The following is a 15,460-nucleotide window of genomic DNA, read 5'->3' as shown; positions in this document are numbered from 1 at the left end:
GTCGACGGTGTCATGCTGGTATGCATGCCTGAGCTGCGGTCGAGGACTTCCACACACGGTCGGACGATGGCCGGCGCCCGGGCCCTCTGGCGGGCCACCGGGATGACCGACGACGATTTCGGCAAGCCGATCGTCGCCATCGCCAACAGTTTCACCCAGTTCGTGCCTGGTCACGTACACCTCAAGGACATGGGTGGCCTGGTCGCCGACGCGGTCGCCGAGGCCGGTGGAGTGGGCCGGGAGTTCAACACCATCGCGGTCGACGACGGCATCGCGATGGGCCACGGCGGCATGCTCTACTCGCTGCCCAGCCGTGAGCTGATCGCCGACGCGGTCGAATACATGGTCAACGCGCACTGCGCGGACGCCCTGGTCTGCATCTCCAACTGCGACAAGATCACGCCCGGGATGCTGCTGGCCGCGCTGCGGCTCAACATCCCGACGGTCTTCGTCTCCGGCGGCCCGATGGAGGCCGGCAAGACGATGGCGATCGAGGGCGTCGTGCACAGCAAGATCGACCTGATCGACGCGATGATCGCCTCCTCGAACGAGGCGGTCACCGACGAGCAGCTCGGCGAGATCGAGCGCTCCGCCTGCCCGACCTGCGGCTCCTGCTCCGGCATGTTCACCGCCAACTCGATGAACTGCCTGACCGAGGCCATCGGGCTCGCGCTGCCCGGCAACGGTTCGACGCTCGCCACCCACGCCGCACGCCGGTCGCTCTTCGTCGAGGCCGGGCGGACCATCGTGGAGATCTCCAAGCGGTGGTACGACGGCGACGACGACTCGGTGCTGCCGCGTACTGTCGCCTCCAAGGCAGCCTTCGAGAACGCGGTCGCCCTGGACGTGGCGATGGGCGGCTCCACCAACACCGTGCTGCACCTGCTCGCCGCCGCCCGAGAGGCGGAGATGGACTTCGGCGTCACCGACATCGACGCGATCTCCCGGCGGGTGCCGTGCCTGGCCAAGGTCGCGCCGAACTCGCCGAACTACCACATGGAGGACGTGCACCGGGCCGGTGGCATCCCGGCGATCCTCGGTGAACTGGACCGGGCCGGGCAGCTCAACCGGGACGTGCACGCCGTGCACTCCCCCTCGCTGGCACAGTGGTTGACCGACTGGGACGTGCGCGGCGGCTCCCCCACCCCGACGGCTGTCGAGCTGTTCCACGCCGCCCCCGGCGGGGTGCGCACCGTCGAGCCGTTCTCCACCACCAACCGGTGGTCGTCGCTCGACACCGACGCGGCAGGCGGCTGCATCCGGGACCGCGAGCACGCCTACTCCGCCGACGGCGGGCTGGCCATCCTGCACGGCAACCTGGCTCCCGAGGGCAGCGTGGTGAAGACCGCAGGCGTGCCGGACGACTGCCTGACCTTCCGCGGTCCGGCGAAGGTCTACGAGTCGCAGGACGACGCGGTGACCGCGATCCTCGCCAAGCAGGTCGTCGCCGGGGACGTGGTGGTCATCCGGTACGAGGGGCCCAAGGGCGGCCCCGGCATGCAGGAGATGCTCTACCCCACCTCGTTCCTGAAGGGGCGCGGGCTGGGTCGCTCCTGTGCGCTGCTCACCGACGGGCGTTTCTCCGGTGGCACCTCCGGGCTCTCGATCGGGCACGTCTCGCCCGAGGCGGCCTCCGGCGGGCTGATCGCCCTGGTCCGCGACGGCGACGAGGTCGTCATCGACATTCCGAGCCGGTCGATCGAGCTGAACGTGCCCGCCGAGGAGCTGGAGGCACGGCGGGTGGCCGAGGAGAAGCGCGACAGGCCGTACACCCCGACCGACCGGCAGCGCCCGGTGTCGGCGGCGCTGCGCGCGTACGCCTCGATGGCCACCTCGGCCAGCGACGGCGCCTACCGTCGCGTCCCGGAGTGACCACCGGGGCCTGACCGACGATCCTCGTTCCGTCCGAAGGCCAGGCAGGTCGGGAGCTGCGGCGAGGAGGCGTACGCCGTCGTCGTGCCGGTGCACGGTGCCGCAGGCACGGGTGGAGCGCACGGTGATCAGCGCGATGACGGAGGTACGCGACGCCGCCCGCGCCGCGACACTCGCTCGCCGCTCCGGTACGCCTGCCCGGTCGGCCCGAGCACGTCGTCGTCGGCGACGAACCGGTCGCCGTATGGGGTGCACCCGCATGGCCCGGCCCTCGCCTTCCCCTTGCCGCCTGGCCAGCTACGTACGAGCAACCGCCACCTTCCGCTGAGGCTTCGGTGGTGGCTCGGGAGTCCTCGGACACCCACCCGTCTCGGGCTGCGCTCCACAGCTGCGGCCAATCGGCCCGCAACATGGCTCGCTCGCGCCGGCTTGGGTGGCCTTTTCGTGGTTTACTCGCAGGAACGAGCTTGTAACCGCCCACCAGGCAGGGCCTGACGACCAATGTTGCTGAGTTTCCGCTTCGCCAACCATCGCTCGTTCCGCGACGAGCATCAGCTCAACCTGACGCCGGTCTACAGCGATGCCAACGAGACCGACGAATCGGCTCCGAACGCGCTGCAGGTCGTCGGCATCTTCGGTGCCAACGCGTCCGGCAAGTCGAACTGCCTCGGCGCCTTGGCGTCCATGCGGGAGATGGTCGTGGAGTCGGACCGGGCGGTCGAACCGGGCGTGGGCTTGTCCCGAGAGCCGTTCCGGCTTGATCCGGAGAGCCGCACGCAACCCTCCCGGTACGTGGTGGACCTTGTGCTCGCCGGAGTCAGGCATACCTACGGCTTCCAGATCGACGACGACGGGGTGCGGGAGGAATGGCTCTACCACTATCCGTTGGGGCGTCGGCGGCGCGTGTTCGAGCGCGACGGCGATGTCTTCGCGTGGGGTGAGGAGTCCGGGCGGCGTAGCGATCTGGAGCAGATTGCCGGGATCACCGCGCCGACAGCTCTCTTTCTCAGCACGGTCGCCCGCTTCGGTCACAGCCGGCCCGAGCCCGATCCGACCAACCCGCAGCCACTGCACGAAACCTACAGGTGGTTCTTCCTGGCGGGCCAACGCACCGATCCCAATTCCGGGCTGACCGCCCTCGACGCCGGCGGCAGGTTCGACACCGAACATGGTCGCCGGCTGGTCGTCGGTCTTCTACAGGCCGCAGACGTGGGGATCGTCGACATGGTCGTCTCCTTCGGGCCGGACGACGAAGGGTCGGCGTGGTCCGATTCGCCCGCCCGGGGGATGCGCGAGCGGGTGAGGAGGGCCGCAGCGTGGGCGCTGCGTCCGCCACGCGTTCAGTTCGCGCACCAGGGCCCACACGGCACCGTGCTGCTCGGCCTACAGGACCAGTCAGCCGGAACCCGGCAACTATTGACGCTGGGCCTGCACGCCGCTGCGATGCTGCACTCGGGCGCAACAATGCTGATCGACGAGATCGACGCCAGTCTGCACCCGATCCTGACCGCGAAACTCATCAGCCTGTTCCGTAGCCCCAAGGCGAACCCCCTGGGCAGTCAGCTCATCTTCACCAGCCACGACGCCGCACTGCTGGGCACGCTGGACGCGGAGGAAATCTTGCGGCGCGACGAGATCTGGTTCGTGGAGAAGGATGACGAGGGTGCCTCCTCCCTGTATCCGCTGACCGACTTCAAGCCGCGCAAGGAGGGCGAGAACCGCCAACGGCGATACCTCAATGGCAACTACGGAGCGGTTCCGGACCTTTCGACGTATCTGTTCGAGCAGGCGCTCGCGGCACGAGGACCGGTGGATGGCGAAGCGACAGACTGACCAGCAGCAGCGCAACGGTCGGACGAGAATCGGCACCACCCGCGAAACCGACCTTCGTCGCAGGGTCTCCGTCAGGGAGCAGCGACAGACCATCCTCGCAGTCACCAACGGTGCAGCGACTGAACGGGTCTACCTCGAAGGGCTCCGGCATGAGCCGTGGCTGGTGCACCGCCTCGTCGTGGCGGTGGAGAAAGGCTCGCCCATCGACGCGGTCCGAGGCGCGGCTCGACGGCGTGACGCCAACGACTTCGATCAGGCGTACGTCGTCTGCGACGTCGACCACTACCCACCGGAGCTCTCAGAGCGAGAAGCGCAACGACATGCCGTGACTCTTCTCTGGTCGAAACCCTGCTTCGAAGTCTGGCTCATCCTGCACCTGGACTCGTGCACCCGTTATCTGGAAGACGCCGAGAGGGCGGCTGCCCTGCTTCGCAAGTATCTTCCCCACTGGAACAAGACCAGACCCGACTTCACCGACTTCCGCAACGGCATCGAGGCCGCCATCGGACGAGCCCAGACGCTTCCCCCTCCGCCTGCGGCAAACCCGTCCACCGCGGTGTGGCGGCTGGCGCTGGCTCTTCGTTAACAGGGGCAGTGCTCGGGCCAAAGGCGGTATCCCCGGATGGACGACGTGGGCTAGCGTGTCGTCGGTCTACTGGGGATCGCCCCAGATTCCTACGGGGGAAGGCATGTACGTGTCTCTGTGGAAGAAGCCCGCACTGGTGGCGGCCTCGGCGCTCACCGCGATCGCTGTCTCCGCCTGCGGCGTGACGTCCGGCGCGTCCGAGGCGCCGAAGCAGGCGAGCGCGCTGGAACTGATGGCCAGTGACATGAAGGGGTCGTTGCAGAAGACGGTCGAGGTCACCGACAAGACCGACTCGGTGACCGTGACGATGACGGGCACGATGGGTGGCCAGAAGATCTCGATGCAGGGCTTCCTGGACCTGGCCGACCCGGCCAAGGCCGAGATGAAGATGACGAACCCGGATGGCACCACGGCCGTCGTTCGAATGATCGGCGCGGTGTTCTACGTCGAGATGCCCGCGGAGAAGCGCGAGGGCCTGGGCGGGAAGCGCTGGATGAAGATGGACCTGACCGGCCTGAGCGAGATGGCGGGCACGAGCTTCAGCAAGCAGTTCGAGGACGCCGACCCGGTCAACCAGGTCAAGACGCTGCTCGCCCTCGAGGGCACGACGGTCGTCGGGCAGGAGACGGTGAACGGGGTGCCGACGGTCCACTACACCGTCACCACCCCCGTGGCGACCTACCTCAAGCAGATCGACGCCATGCGCCGTGAGTCCACCGAGGAGACGCTTGCCGCGCAGGGCGTCAAGGAACTGAAGATCGACCTGTGGGTCGACGAGCAGTACCGGCCGCGTCGGGCCGGCCTGTTGATGGGCAAGATGGGCGACATGGTGATCGACTACACCGACTACGGCAAGGCGGTGACCATCGAGACGCCACCGCCGGCCGAGACCGCCGATTTCGCCGAGATGCTGAAGGGCCTGACCGCTACCCGCTGATCAGTTGCGCAAGGCCAGCTGGTTGCCCCAGCGCCGTAACGACGAGGCCCCCGGCGTGCGCCGGGGGCCTCGCTCTTCACTCAGGTGACATTTACAGGGTCACGACGGCATCCTCGGCGAGGGTGAACAGCCCGGCGTCCAGGGTGATCGTCTTGAGCTTGGTGCCCTTCGGAACGTCGAAGAAGACGTTCGCGGTCACCGAGTTGCCCGGATTGATCTCATCGAGGAAACCCTGTCCGTCATCATTGCCGTAGATCCCGGCCTCGCCGTCAACCTCGTACTTTCGGCCACTCCCGTCCTGCGCGGAGATACTGCCGTCGGCGTGGAAGCTGTGCGCCTTCTTAGTAACGTTCTTGACCGTCACGCTGACTCTGCAGAACGCGCCCTGCGCCTTGGTGTTGAGGAACTCACTGCCCACCTTCGCGATCCCACATTTCACGCTCTTGACGGTGAACTCGAAATCACCGCCGCGCACCTTGTCGCCGATGCTGGCCGCTTTGGGCTTCGTTTCTGCGGGAGTCGCCGAAGTCTTGGCCGGTGTGGGTACGACCGCCTCGTCTGCCAGCGGCGCCGGGCTCGCAGCGGCGCTGTTCGTGGCGACGGGCGCATCACTGCCAACGGCGGCGGCGTCAACCTTCTTGTCATCGGCGGTAAGACTGACCACCATGGCGCTGCCACAGCAGAGCACCACGATGGCGCCGATCCCGATGAGAGTGGGCAACAGCCAGGACGCCCGCTTCTTCGGGGTAGGCGTTGGCGGGTACTGGTTGGGCGGAGGCGGAGACTGACCTACCGACGGCGGCGGGAACTGCCCAGCGTGCACCTGCGAGAACTGAGCCGTCGGCGGCATCGGCGGCTGGCCAACGGGCGACTGATTCTGGTTGGGCTCATTGGGGGCCGTCATCGAGTGGTGTCTCCCAGTTCGTTGATTGGCGCTACCGGCGCAAGAAGCGGAGTGATTTGCACAGTGCCATAGGTGCCGCAGGAACCAGCCCTCCGGTCGGTCCGGAATCAAACGACGAGGCAGCTCGGGAAAGCACCCGCTTCGGTGAGTTGATTGTCAGCCGTTTAGACATTCGCCGAACTCCGTGCAGCAGAGACCGCAGCGCGTCCCAGTGACGCCCTGCTCGGACATGCAACGTAACGACACCTCTTCAACGCCGATCCGGCACAGCCGGCAGACACGGTGGCGGCGCAGTCAACTACCAGACAAAAACGCGGCAAGAGACCGAACCTACGAGTCAAATTCCTCTCTCCGACGGCCGGCTATGGCCGGCCGGGTCGCCTGCCATTCGACTGGGTCAACTCTTTCGGTTCGTACGCGTCGACGGTCACGCCACTTATCACCCCGGCGCGCGAGTAACTTCTCGTACCACCGCCTTCACGAGGAGTTATCCCATGGCTGAGGAGACCTGGCTTGCTGCCCGCCTGATTCCCACATCGGGCATCAACGGAGCGGACGAACAAGAACGTCGGGCAACCTCTGCCTTACTTGCAGTCATGAGCGCGGTCCGGGAGTTCGGACGCGTCCTGACCCAGTCCTTCGGTGCGCCGGCCGGGACTGTGCAGACCTTCATCGAGGTCCCCTTCAATATCGGTAACCAGCAGTACTTCCCTGATGGCCTCATCCGCGTCACTCGGGGACAGCGACAATGGACCGCGCTGGTGGAGGTGAAGACCGGGAGCAACGCGCTGAAGCCTGAGCAATTGGAGGCTTACCTGGACATCGCCCGGGAACAGGGCTTCGACGCTCTCATCACTATCTCCAACGAGATCGCCCCCGTCCCGGGTCAGCACCCGACCGCCGTCGACCGACGGAAGTTGCGCAAGATCGCGTTGTACCACCTGCCCTGGACGGAGATCCTGACCCAGGCCGTGATTCAGAAGGAATATCGCGGTGTCGCCGATCCGGACCAGGCATGGGTCTTGGGTGAATTGATCAGGTACCTAGAGCACCCGCGTTCCGGAGCACTGGAGTTCAGCGACATGGGGCCGACATGGGTGCAGGTACGCGAGGGGGTGTCGGCTGGGACCCTCAGGGCCACCGACAGTGGCGCGGCAGAGGTGGCCGGCCGCTTCGACGCCTTGATCCGCTACGCCTGCCTGCGACTCGGCCGGCAGTTGGGCACTGACGTCACTCCCGCGCTGAGCCGACGTGACCTCGCCGATCCCACCGCGCGCACACAGGCTCTGGTCAGCCAACTCGTTACCACCGGAACCCTGGCCGGCGGCATCAGAATTCCAGGTGCGGTCGGCCCTCTCCAGGTCATGGCGGATCTGCGTGCGGGTCAGATCGTCTGCCACGTCGATGTCGACGCCCCTCGCACCGGCAGGTCCACCACAAGGGTGAACTGGCTAGTCCGACAACTGAGGGACGCGCCGGAGACAGTACGGATCGAAGCGTTCGCGATGCACGCCCGAGGGACTGGTGCGACGGATCTCCTACGCCGAGTCCGAGTCGAGCCGACGGTTCTCATCAGCGATCCCAGCCGCGAGCTACGAGCGTTCCGGGTCGCCCAGAGTGCAGTGGCGGGATCGAAACGCGGCAGCGGACGGGGCGCATTCATCGACTCGGTGCTGCATGCGATCGACGACTTCTACGAGCAGATCATCCAGAACCTGAAGCCGTGGATGCCCACGGCGCCGCGTCTCCGTACGCCAGAGGACATCATGCCTGTGCAGCCGGTCGCCGTGAGCCTCGTGTCCACCGCCATGTCCTCCCAGGACAACCCGGAGTTCGGGTCCACACCAGCGGTCGGTGGTCCTGATAGTGGGGGCCAGTCGGACGATTGAGTTCGGAGACGTTCAGCAACCGAAGTGAACGAATGTGACAGCCGCCCCGACGATCTCGATCTGAGTAGAGATCGGGGCCCGATCCACGAATCAGGACGGCGCCCACGGTCCGCTGACGAACTGGCCGTTGGCAGCGAACGGACTGACGTTGGGCAGGCACCCGCCCAGGCCCATCGTCTGGGTCATCATGACCGGCGCCGGCCTGCCGCGACCGCCGCACTTCATGTGGTTGAAGCCGAGGAAGTGGCCGAACTCGTGATTGATCACGCCGGCGTGGTACTCGTCGATGCTGACCGGATATCCCGGTGAGCCCTGGAGCCAGCGGCGCAGATTGATCATGATGGTCTTGCCGTACTTGCAGGAGTAGACGCCCTCGGTGTCGACGCCGCTCGCGCCGCAGAGCCGGTCCACTGTCCTCGGTGTCGCGAGCCGTACGTCGACGTCGAACGTTGAGGTGCCGACCCGCTGGAAGGACCAGGACGCCCGGTTCAGGTCTACCGCGGCGTTGGTCACTGGGTGCTGAGCCGAGGTGGCCCACCCGTTCGGAGCGGCAAGCACCTCCTCGATGCTCGCGGCGAACCGGGCCGGCTTCCAGGCGGGGATGTCACCCCAGGCGATGCCCTTCTCCACCGAGACGCTGTAGCGCACCCGCTTCTTGCCCTTGCCGATCACGCGACCGTTTCCGGTGGCGGTGGTGAAGGTGCCAGTGGCCCTGGTGGGGATCTGCTCGTCGCCCGGGATCCTCGCGGTGGGGCTGGAGGTCGGACCCGGCGTGGAACTTTGCGCAGTAGGGCCGGAGCGTGGGAGTTCGGCCTGCCCGGATGCGGGTGCCGTCGGGCCGCAGGCTGCGGTCGTCAACACCACTGCTATCGACATCGGCACCAGCAGCCGTCCGTTGATCCGCACGTCGAAACCTCCAGGAGCGATCACGGGTCGGTGAGGAACACCGGGAGGCTACGTGACTTCAGGTAAGGAAATTGTGAGGACGACCGGCAGCAGGACACGGTCAATACGGTGCATTTCCGGCGCGTTGTACAGGGTTGATGACGCTGGGTATCAGGGCAGGCGAGGTCAGGCGGCCGCGACGACGTGGTCGATCACCAGGTGGGCGGCGCCGGTGATGCCGGTGTCCTGGCCGGCGGCGACCCGTTCGATGAGCAGTGTCTGGGTGGCCAGGGGGAGGCACCGCTCGTAGAGGGTGGCCCGCATGCTGGCCAGCAGCGGCTCACAGTCGGCGAGCCGACCACCGATGGCCACCACCTGCGGGTTGAAGAAGTTGACCACCACGGCCAGGATCTCGCCGACGGCCCGGCCGGCCTGCCGGGCGAGGGCGGTGGCCTGCCGGTCACCGTCGTCGATCAGGCGGATCACCCCGGTCAGGTCGGAGACCGGTACGCCCTGACCGCGGAGCGCGGTGACAAGCGCGGCGCCGCTGGCGACCGCCTCCAGGCAACCGGCGTTGCCGCAGGTGCACGGAGGCGCGGGGTCGGCCACCACCCGGCAGTGGCTGATGTCCCCGGCCGAGCCCTGTGCGCCCCGGTGCAACCGTCCACTGGAGATGACGCCGGAGCCGATCCCGGTGCCCGCCTTGATGTAGACGGCGTGGTCCAACTCGGGGTGCGCGGTGCGGTGCGCGCCGAGCGCCATCAGGTTGGCGTCGTTGTCCACGATGACCGGCACGTCGACTCGGCCGGCGCAGAACGCGGCGACGTCGAAGCCGTTCCAGCCGGGCATCCGCGACGGGCTGACGATCCGCCCGGTGGCGTGCTGCACCGGACCGGGGATCCCGATGCCGATGCCCCGGAGCGCGCCGACCGCCGCGCCACCCGCCAGCGCCGAGCCACCCGCCACCGGATCGCTGGCGACAAGCGTGGCGACCTCGGTCAGCAGCGCGCCGAGCACCGCCTCCGGGCCGTCCTCGATGCGGACCGGCAGGGTGCGGGCCCGGACCACCCGCCCCGATAGGTCCAGTGCGCCGACCCGGGCGTGGTGCGCGCCGAGGTCGATGGCACCGACCACGGCCCCGCCGGTGGGAACGGCGAGCTGGCGGGGCCGCCGGCCACCCCGGGACCGCCCGGCGCCGGTCTCCTCCAGCAACCCCTGGCTGATCAACGCCTCGACCCGCTGGGAGACCGTCGAGGGAGACAGCCCGGAGAGGCGGGACAGGTCGGCTCGACTGACGGCGGCTCCGGTGGCCACCCAGCGCAGCAGCTCGCGGGGGCCGCCCCGGAGGACATCGCGTGGCGCGTCGTCAATCGTCACGTCAGGTTCTTAGCACCCGCAGTTAGTTCAAGCAACCTGTTGACTTAGTTTCCTGGCTACCTTTAGATGGCGCTGTTGGTTCGATATGAACCTAACTTAGTTTGCGCATCGAATGAAGTGGGAGCAGCCCGGTGGCAGCGGAGACGACGGGTGAGGACCGACCGATGGTGTCGGTACGCGGCCTGCACAAGTGGTTCGGTCCGCTGCACGTGCTCAAGGACATCGACCTCACGGTGGCCGCCGGCGAGGTGGTCGTCGTGGTCGGGCCCTCCGGCTCCGGCAAGTCGACCCTGTGCCGCTGCCTCAACCGGCTGGAGACAGCCGGGCAGGGCAGCATCGAGATCGACGGTGAGCCGCTGCCCGCCGAGGGCCGCGCGTTGGCCCGGCTACGCGCCGATGTGGGCATGGTCTTCCAGTCCTTCAACCTCTTCGGCCACAAGACGGTGCTGGACAACATCACCCTCGGCCCGACCCGGGTCCGCCGGATCCCCCGACCCGAGGCACGGCAGCAGGCGATGACCCTGCTGGAGCGCGTCGGCATCGCCGACAAGGCGAACCACCATCCGGCCCAACTCTCCGGCGGGCAGCAGCAGCGGGCCGCGATCGCCCGGGCCCTGGCGATGCAGCCGAAGGTGCTGCTCTTCGACGAGCCGACCTCGGCCCTCGACCCGGAGATGGTCAACGAGGTGCTCGACGTGATGGTCTCCCTGGCCGCCGAGGGGATGACCATGATCGTGGTGACCCACGAGATGGGCTTCGCCCGTCGCGCCGCCGACCGGGTGGTCTTCATGGACGACGGCCGGATCGTCGAATCCGGCGCTCCCGACGACTTCTTCGCAGCCCCGCGCACCGAGCGGGCCCGCGACTTCCTATCCAAGATCCTCCAGCACTAGCCCCCATTGGGAGGGTGTCATGTCAGTCCTCAAGATGAGCTTCACCGGGCGGCGGTCGCTCGCCCTCGCCGCCACCGCGGTGGCGGTGACCCTCGCCGCCGCCGGCTGCGGCGGTGACAGCGGTGGCAGCACGCCGGCGCTGCCCGGCAACCCCGGCCTGGGCGGCGACGGCGTGGTGGCCCAGTCGGTGTACGACGCCGCCCCGGTCGCCACCGACGCGGACATCCCGGCCGGTTCCACGATGGAGGCGATCCGCAAGCGCGGCTACCTGAACATCGGTGGTTCCCTGGACGCACCGCTGCTCGCCCAGCAGAACCCGGTCAGCGGCACCATCGAGGGCTTCGACGCCGACATGGCGAAGCTGCTGGCGAAGTACATCATCGGCAAGCCCGAGGTGAAGACGACGACGATCGGCACCCAGACCCGGGAGGCCATGCTCCAGGCGAAGTCGGTCGACGCCGTCTTCCAGACATACACGATCACCCCGCAGCGGGCCAGCCAGGTCGCCTTCGCCGGGCCGTACCTCACCTCCGGCCTCGCCGTCGGGGTGCGCAAGGACGAGACCTCGATCAAGAGCGTCAAGGACCTCGCCGGCAAGACCGTGATCGTCGGGGCGAACACCCCCGCCGTCACCGCGCTGCCCTCCGCCGCTCCCGGCTCGAAGCAGATCGCCTTCGGCACCGACCCGCAGGCCCTGCAGGCGCTGCTGCAGAAGCGCGGCGACGCGTACGTGCAGGACTTCACGCTGCTCGCCTCGGGCGCCAAGGCCAACCCGGGGATGAAGGTGGTGGGCGAGCCGTTCACCACGGAGGCGTACGGCATCGGCCTCAACAAGGAGGACGCGCAGTTCAAGGAGTTCGTCAACAACTGGCTGAAGAAGATCCAGGCCGACGGCACGTGGGCGAAGGTCTGGGAGGGCACCCTCGGCTCGGTGGTGGAGGGTGGGGCGCCCACCCCGCCCGCCCTCGGCTCCGCCGACGGCTCCTGAGCAGCCTCTCGTACCGATGGAAGCCCTCACCGCCCACCTGAGCGCGCTTGGCCACGGCCTGGTCACGACCGTCGAACTGACAGTCGTGACCACCGTCGGCGCGATGCTGCTGGGCATCTTCGTGGCCACCCTGCGGATCGCCCCCGTTCCGCTGCTGCGCGCCATCGGCACCGCGTACGTCGAGGTGTTCCAGAACCTGCCGCTGCTGGCCCTGCTGGTGCTCTTCGTGTTCGCGCTGCCCACCATCGGCATCACGTTCCCGCTGTTCACCTCCGCCGCGATCGTCATCGCGGTGTACGAGGGGGCGTACCTGGCCGAGGCGATCCGCGCCGGGATCAACACGGTGGGTGTGGGCCAGGCCGAGGCGGCCCGCGCCATCGGGCTCACCTTCGGCCAGTCCCTGCGGCACGTGATCCTGCCGCAGGGACTCCGGGCGGTGATCCAGCCGATCGGCAACATCTGCATCGCGCTGCTGATGAACACCTCGCTTGCCGCCGCCGTCGGCGTGGTCGAGCTGACCCAGGCGGCGAACAACGTGAACCTCGTCGAGGCGCAACCGATCGCTGTCTTCACCGGCGCGGGCCTCGCCTACATGCTGCTGGCGCTGATCATCGGTCAGGTCACCGGCCTGCTGGAACGAAGGCTGGCGATCGTCAGATGAACAAGACGCAACAGATCCTCTTCGACGAGCCCGGCCCCCGCGCCCGACGGCGGATCCGGATCGCCACCGTGCTGGGCGCCGTTCTCCTGGCCGGCGTCCTGGTCGCGGCCGTCCACAGGTTCGCCAGCCACGGCGAGCTTGCCGCCGCCCGGTGGGAGCCGTTCACCACCTGGCCCATCTGGCGGTACCTGCTCAACGGCCTGTGGGCCACGCTGCGCGCCGCCGCCGCGACCGCCGTGCTCAGTGCCGCGCTCGGACTGCTCCTGGCCCTCGGCCGACTGTCGACGCACCGACCGCTGCGCTGGCTGGCCGGCGCGTACGTGGAGATCTTCCGGACCGTCCCCACCCTGCTGCTGATCTACGTGACGTTGTTCGCCCTGCCACAGTACGGGCTGAACTTCCCGCTGTTCTGGAAGCTCGTGGTGCCGCTCGTGGTCTCCAACTCGGCGGCGTTCGCGGAGATCTTCAGGTCCGGCATCCTGGCCCTGGACCGTGGCCAGACCGAGGCCGGCCTCGCGGTCGGGCTGCGCCGCGGGCAGGTGATGGCGCTCGTGGTCCTGCCGCAGGCGCTGCTCCAACTCGCCCCGTCCCTGGTCAGCCAACTGGTCGGACTACTCAAGGACACCTCGCTCGGCTTCGTGGTCAGCTACACCGAACTGCTCTACAGCGGGCAGGTGCTCGCCTCGTACACCCACCTGCTGATCCAGACGTTCCTGGTGGTGGCGCTGATCTACCTGGTGGTCAACGCCTCGCTGTCGAAGTTCGCCCGCGTACTCCAGGCCCGTAACGGCCGCTTCGGCGGCCGGCGCGGACGGCGGACCGCCGACCTGCCCCCGCCGCTTCTCGAAGGGAACACACCCCGGTGACCATCTTCCGCTACGCCGAGCTGGCCCGGGTGGTGCGCAACGGCTTCGTGGAGAGCCGGCACTACGGCAGCGTCGTGGTGCTCGCGCCGGACGGAAGGATCGCCCTCGCCGCAGGCGTACCCGACGAGCCGGTGCTCCCCCGCTCCACCCTCAAGCCGGTGCAGGCACTCGCCTGCCGGATCGCGGCGGGCGACGAACTGACCGGCCCGGCGCTGGCCCTCGCCGCCGGCAGCCACACCGGCGACGACCGACACGTCGAGGTGGTTCGGGCGATGCTTGCCGGTGCGGGCCTGACCGAGGACGCGCTCGGCTGCCCGGTCGACTGGCCCGAGGACGAACCGACCAGGGACCGGCTGATCCGGGCCGGCGGACAGCGCGACCGGATCCGGATGAACTGCTCCGGCAAGCACGCCGCGATGCTTGTCGCCTGCGTCGCCCGGTCCTGGAGCACCCACGACTACCTCGATCCGCAGCACCCGCTCCAGCGGGAAACGGCCGCCGCCGTGGCCCGCCTGGCCGGCACGCCGATCGCGCACCACGCGGTCGACGGCTGCGGCGCGCCGCTGTTCGGCCTGCCGCTGACCGGCCTGGCCCGCACCTTCCAGGCGCTGGTCACCGCGCCCGCCGGGAGCGACGAGGCGCTTGTCGCGCACGCCATGCGCCACTACCCGGAGTACGTCGGCGGCTGGCACGGGCACCCCAACACCGACCTGATGCGGGCGCTACCCGGCGTCCTCGCCAAGGGCGGCGCCGAGGGCGTCCTCGCGGTGGCCGCGCCCGACGGTCACGCGGTGGCCGTGAAGGCGATCGACGGTTCCCCCCGGGCCACCACCGCCATCGCCCTCGCCGCCCTGGACGCCGTCGGCGTACCGGTCGGTGGGGCCGACGCGCTGCGCCAGGTGCCGGTGCTCGGCGGCGGTCAACCAGTCGGCGCCGTCACGGCCGTCATCGACTGGACCACATCATCGTCTCGGACCGAAGCGGCATCGCCTCGCACGAAGAAGGAAGAGTCATGAGCACATTCGAGATCTGCATCGACAGCGTCGAGGGGGCCGTCGCCGCCGAGGAGGCCGGCGCCGACCGGGTGGAGCTGTGCTCCGCGCTCTTCGACGGCGGGTTGACCCCCAGCCTGGGCACCATCGAGACGACCCTGCGGGCGGTCAGCCGGATCCGGGTGCACGTGATCGTCCGTCCCCGGGCCGGCGACTTCATCTACTCGCCGTTCGAGCTCGAGGCGATGGAGCGCGACGTGCGGGCCGCGGTGGCGGCCGGTGCGCACGGCATCGTGATCGGCGCGCTGACCGCCGAGGGTGACGTCGACGTGCCGACCACCCGCCGGCTGATCGACGCCGCTGGCGACACCAGCATCACCTTCCACCGGGCCTTCGACATGACCCGCGACCCGCACGCGGCGCTGGAGCAGCTCATCGAGCTGGGCGTCCAGCGGGTGCTCACCTCGGGTCAGGAGGTCAGCGTGCTGGAGGGTGCTCCGCTCATCGCCGATCTGGTGCGCCGGGCCGCCGGCCGAATCGTCATCATGCCGGGCGGTGGCATCACCCCGCGCAACATCGCCCGGATCGTCGAGGCGACCGGCGCCGACGAGTACCACTTCGCGGCCCTGGTCAGCTCGGACAGCCCCGCCGTGCACCGCAACCCGGCGCCGCTGATGGGCGGCAGCCTCAACCGCCCCGAGTACGAGCGCTCGGGCACCTCGGGCACCCTGGTCGGCCAGGTGCTGGCCGCCGCCCGCGCCTGACCGCCGGCTCGTG

General features: G+C 68.6%; 14 protein-coding genes. 11 read left to right on the top strand and 3 right to left on the bottom strand.

Features of this window, described 5'->3' with window-relative positions:
* Positions 1 to 24: 24 nt before the first annotated feature.
* From ilvD to ACWER9_RS22480, 4 genes are all read left to right on the top strand, one after another.
* Complete coding sequence (gene ilvD / locus ACWER9_RS22495; RefSeq protein WP_452303704.1) at positions 25 to 1,872, top strand: dihydroxy-acid dehydratase; 1,848 nt, start codon at positions 25 to 27, stop codon at positions 1,870 to 1,872.
* A 501-nt stretch (positions 1,873 to 2,373) separates the two neighbouring features.
* A complete protein-coding gene (locus ACWER9_RS22490) occupies positions 2,374 to 3,705 on the top strand; it encodes an AAA family ATPase (protein WP_452303703.1) in 1,332 nt (443 codons plus the stop codon).
* Positions 3,686 to 4,291, top strand: coding sequence for an RloB family protein (locus ACWER9_RS22485; RefSeq protein ID WP_452303702.1), 606 nt, complete (start codon positions 3,686 to 3,688; stop codon positions 4,289 to 4,291). The genes ACWER9_RS22490 and ACWER9_RS22485 overlap by 20 nt, the downstream gene beginning before the upstream one ends.
* 103 nt (positions 4,292 to 4,394) lie before the next feature.
* The gene (locus tag ACWER9_RS22480) at positions 4,395 to 5,228 is read left to right on the top strand and encodes a hypothetical protein (RefSeq protein ID WP_452303701.1); all 834 of its coding nucleotides are present in this window, start codon (positions 4,395 to 4,397) and stop codon (positions 5,226 to 5,228) included.
* 91 nt (positions 5,229 to 5,319) lie between these two features.
* Here the strand turns inward: ACWER9_RS22480 and ACWER9_RS22475 are convergent, their stop codons facing one another.
* Positions 5,320 to 6,132, bottom strand: a complete 813-nt coding sequence (locus ACWER9_RS22475; protein ID WP_452303700.1) for a DUF4352 domain-containing protein — start codon at positions 6,130 to 6,132, stop codon at positions 5,320 to 5,322.
* A gap of 494 nt (positions 6,133 to 6,626) precedes the next feature.
* Between ACWER9_RS22475 and ACWER9_RS22470 the strand changes: the two genes are divergently transcribed.
* Positions 6,627 to 8,021, top strand: a complete 1,395-nt coding sequence (locus ACWER9_RS22470) for a stress response protein (protein WP_452303699.1) — start codon at positions 6,627 to 6,629, stop codon at positions 8,019 to 8,021.
* 90 nt (positions 8,022 to 8,111) lie between these two features.
* Here ACWER9_RS22470 and ACWER9_RS22465 read toward each other — a convergent pair whose 3' ends face one another.
* Both ACWER9_RS22465 and ACWER9_RS22460 read right to left on the bottom strand, forming a co-directional pair.
* Positions 8,112 to 8,927, bottom strand: a complete 816-nt coding sequence (locus ACWER9_RS22465; protein WP_452303698.1) for a DUF3152 domain-containing protein — start codon at positions 8,925 to 8,927, stop codon at positions 8,112 to 8,114.
* 165 nt (positions 8,928 to 9,092) lie between these two features.
* Positions 9,093 to 10,283 carry an ROK family transcriptional regulator gene (locus ACWER9_RS22460; RefSeq protein WP_452303697.1) on the bottom strand — a complete coding sequence of 397 codons (1,191 nt, stop codon included), beginning with the start codon at positions 10,281 to 10,283 and terminating at the stop codon, positions 9,093 to 9,095.
* Between the two features lie 164 nt (positions 10,284 to 10,447).
* Between ACWER9_RS22460 and ACWER9_RS22455 the strand changes: the two genes are divergently transcribed.
* Genes ACWER9_RS22455 through ACWER9_RS22430 form a run of 6 tightly spaced genes read left to right on the top strand, consistent with a single transcriptional unit; the run spans position 10,448 to position 15,447 of the window.
* Complete coding sequence (locus ACWER9_RS22455; RefSeq protein ID WP_425774200.1) at positions 10,448 to 11,176, top strand: amino acid ABC transporter ATP-binding protein; 729 nt, start codon at positions 10,448 to 10,450, stop codon at positions 11,174 to 11,176.
* Between the two features lie 19 nt (positions 11,177 to 11,195).
* Positions 11,196 to 12,164 carry a glutamate ABC transporter substrate-binding protein gene (locus tag ACWER9_RS22450; RefSeq protein ID WP_452303696.1) on the top strand — a complete coding sequence of 323 codons (969 nt, stop codon included), beginning with the start codon at positions 11,196 to 11,198 and terminating at the stop codon, positions 12,162 to 12,164.
* 16 nt (positions 12,165 to 12,180) lie between these two features.
* Positions 12,181 to 12,825 (top strand): amino acid ABC transporter permease, encoded by a 645-nt coding sequence (locus tag ACWER9_RS22445; protein ID WP_357351818.1) that lies wholly within the window; start codon positions 12,181 to 12,183, stop codon positions 12,823 to 12,825.
* Positions 12,822 to 13,691 carry an amino acid ABC transporter permease gene (locus tag ACWER9_RS22440; protein WP_452303695.1) on the top strand — a complete coding sequence of 290 codons (870 nt, stop codon included), beginning with the start codon at positions 12,822 to 12,824 and terminating at the stop codon, positions 13,689 to 13,691. Before ACWER9_RS22445 ends, ACWER9_RS22440 begins: the two co-directional genes overlap by 4 nt.
* Positions 13,688 to 14,707 (top strand): asparaginase, encoded by a 1,020-nt coding sequence (locus ACWER9_RS22435; protein WP_452303694.1) that lies wholly within the window; start codon positions 13,688 to 13,690, stop codon positions 14,705 to 14,707. Before ACWER9_RS22440 ends, ACWER9_RS22435 begins: the two co-directional genes overlap by 4 nt.
* Positions 14,704 to 15,447 carry a copper homeostasis protein CutC gene (locus tag ACWER9_RS22430; protein ID WP_452303693.1) on the top strand — a complete coding sequence of 248 codons (744 nt, stop codon included), beginning with the start codon at positions 14,704 to 14,706 and terminating at the stop codon, positions 15,445 to 15,447. The genes ACWER9_RS22435 and ACWER9_RS22430 overlap by 4 nt, the downstream gene beginning before the upstream one ends.
* Positions 15,448 to 15,460 lie beyond the last annotated feature (13 nt).

This window comes from Micromonospora sp. NPDC003944 (assembly GCF_053605225.1).
This window is presented reverse-complemented; position numbering and strand designations above follow the sequence as displayed.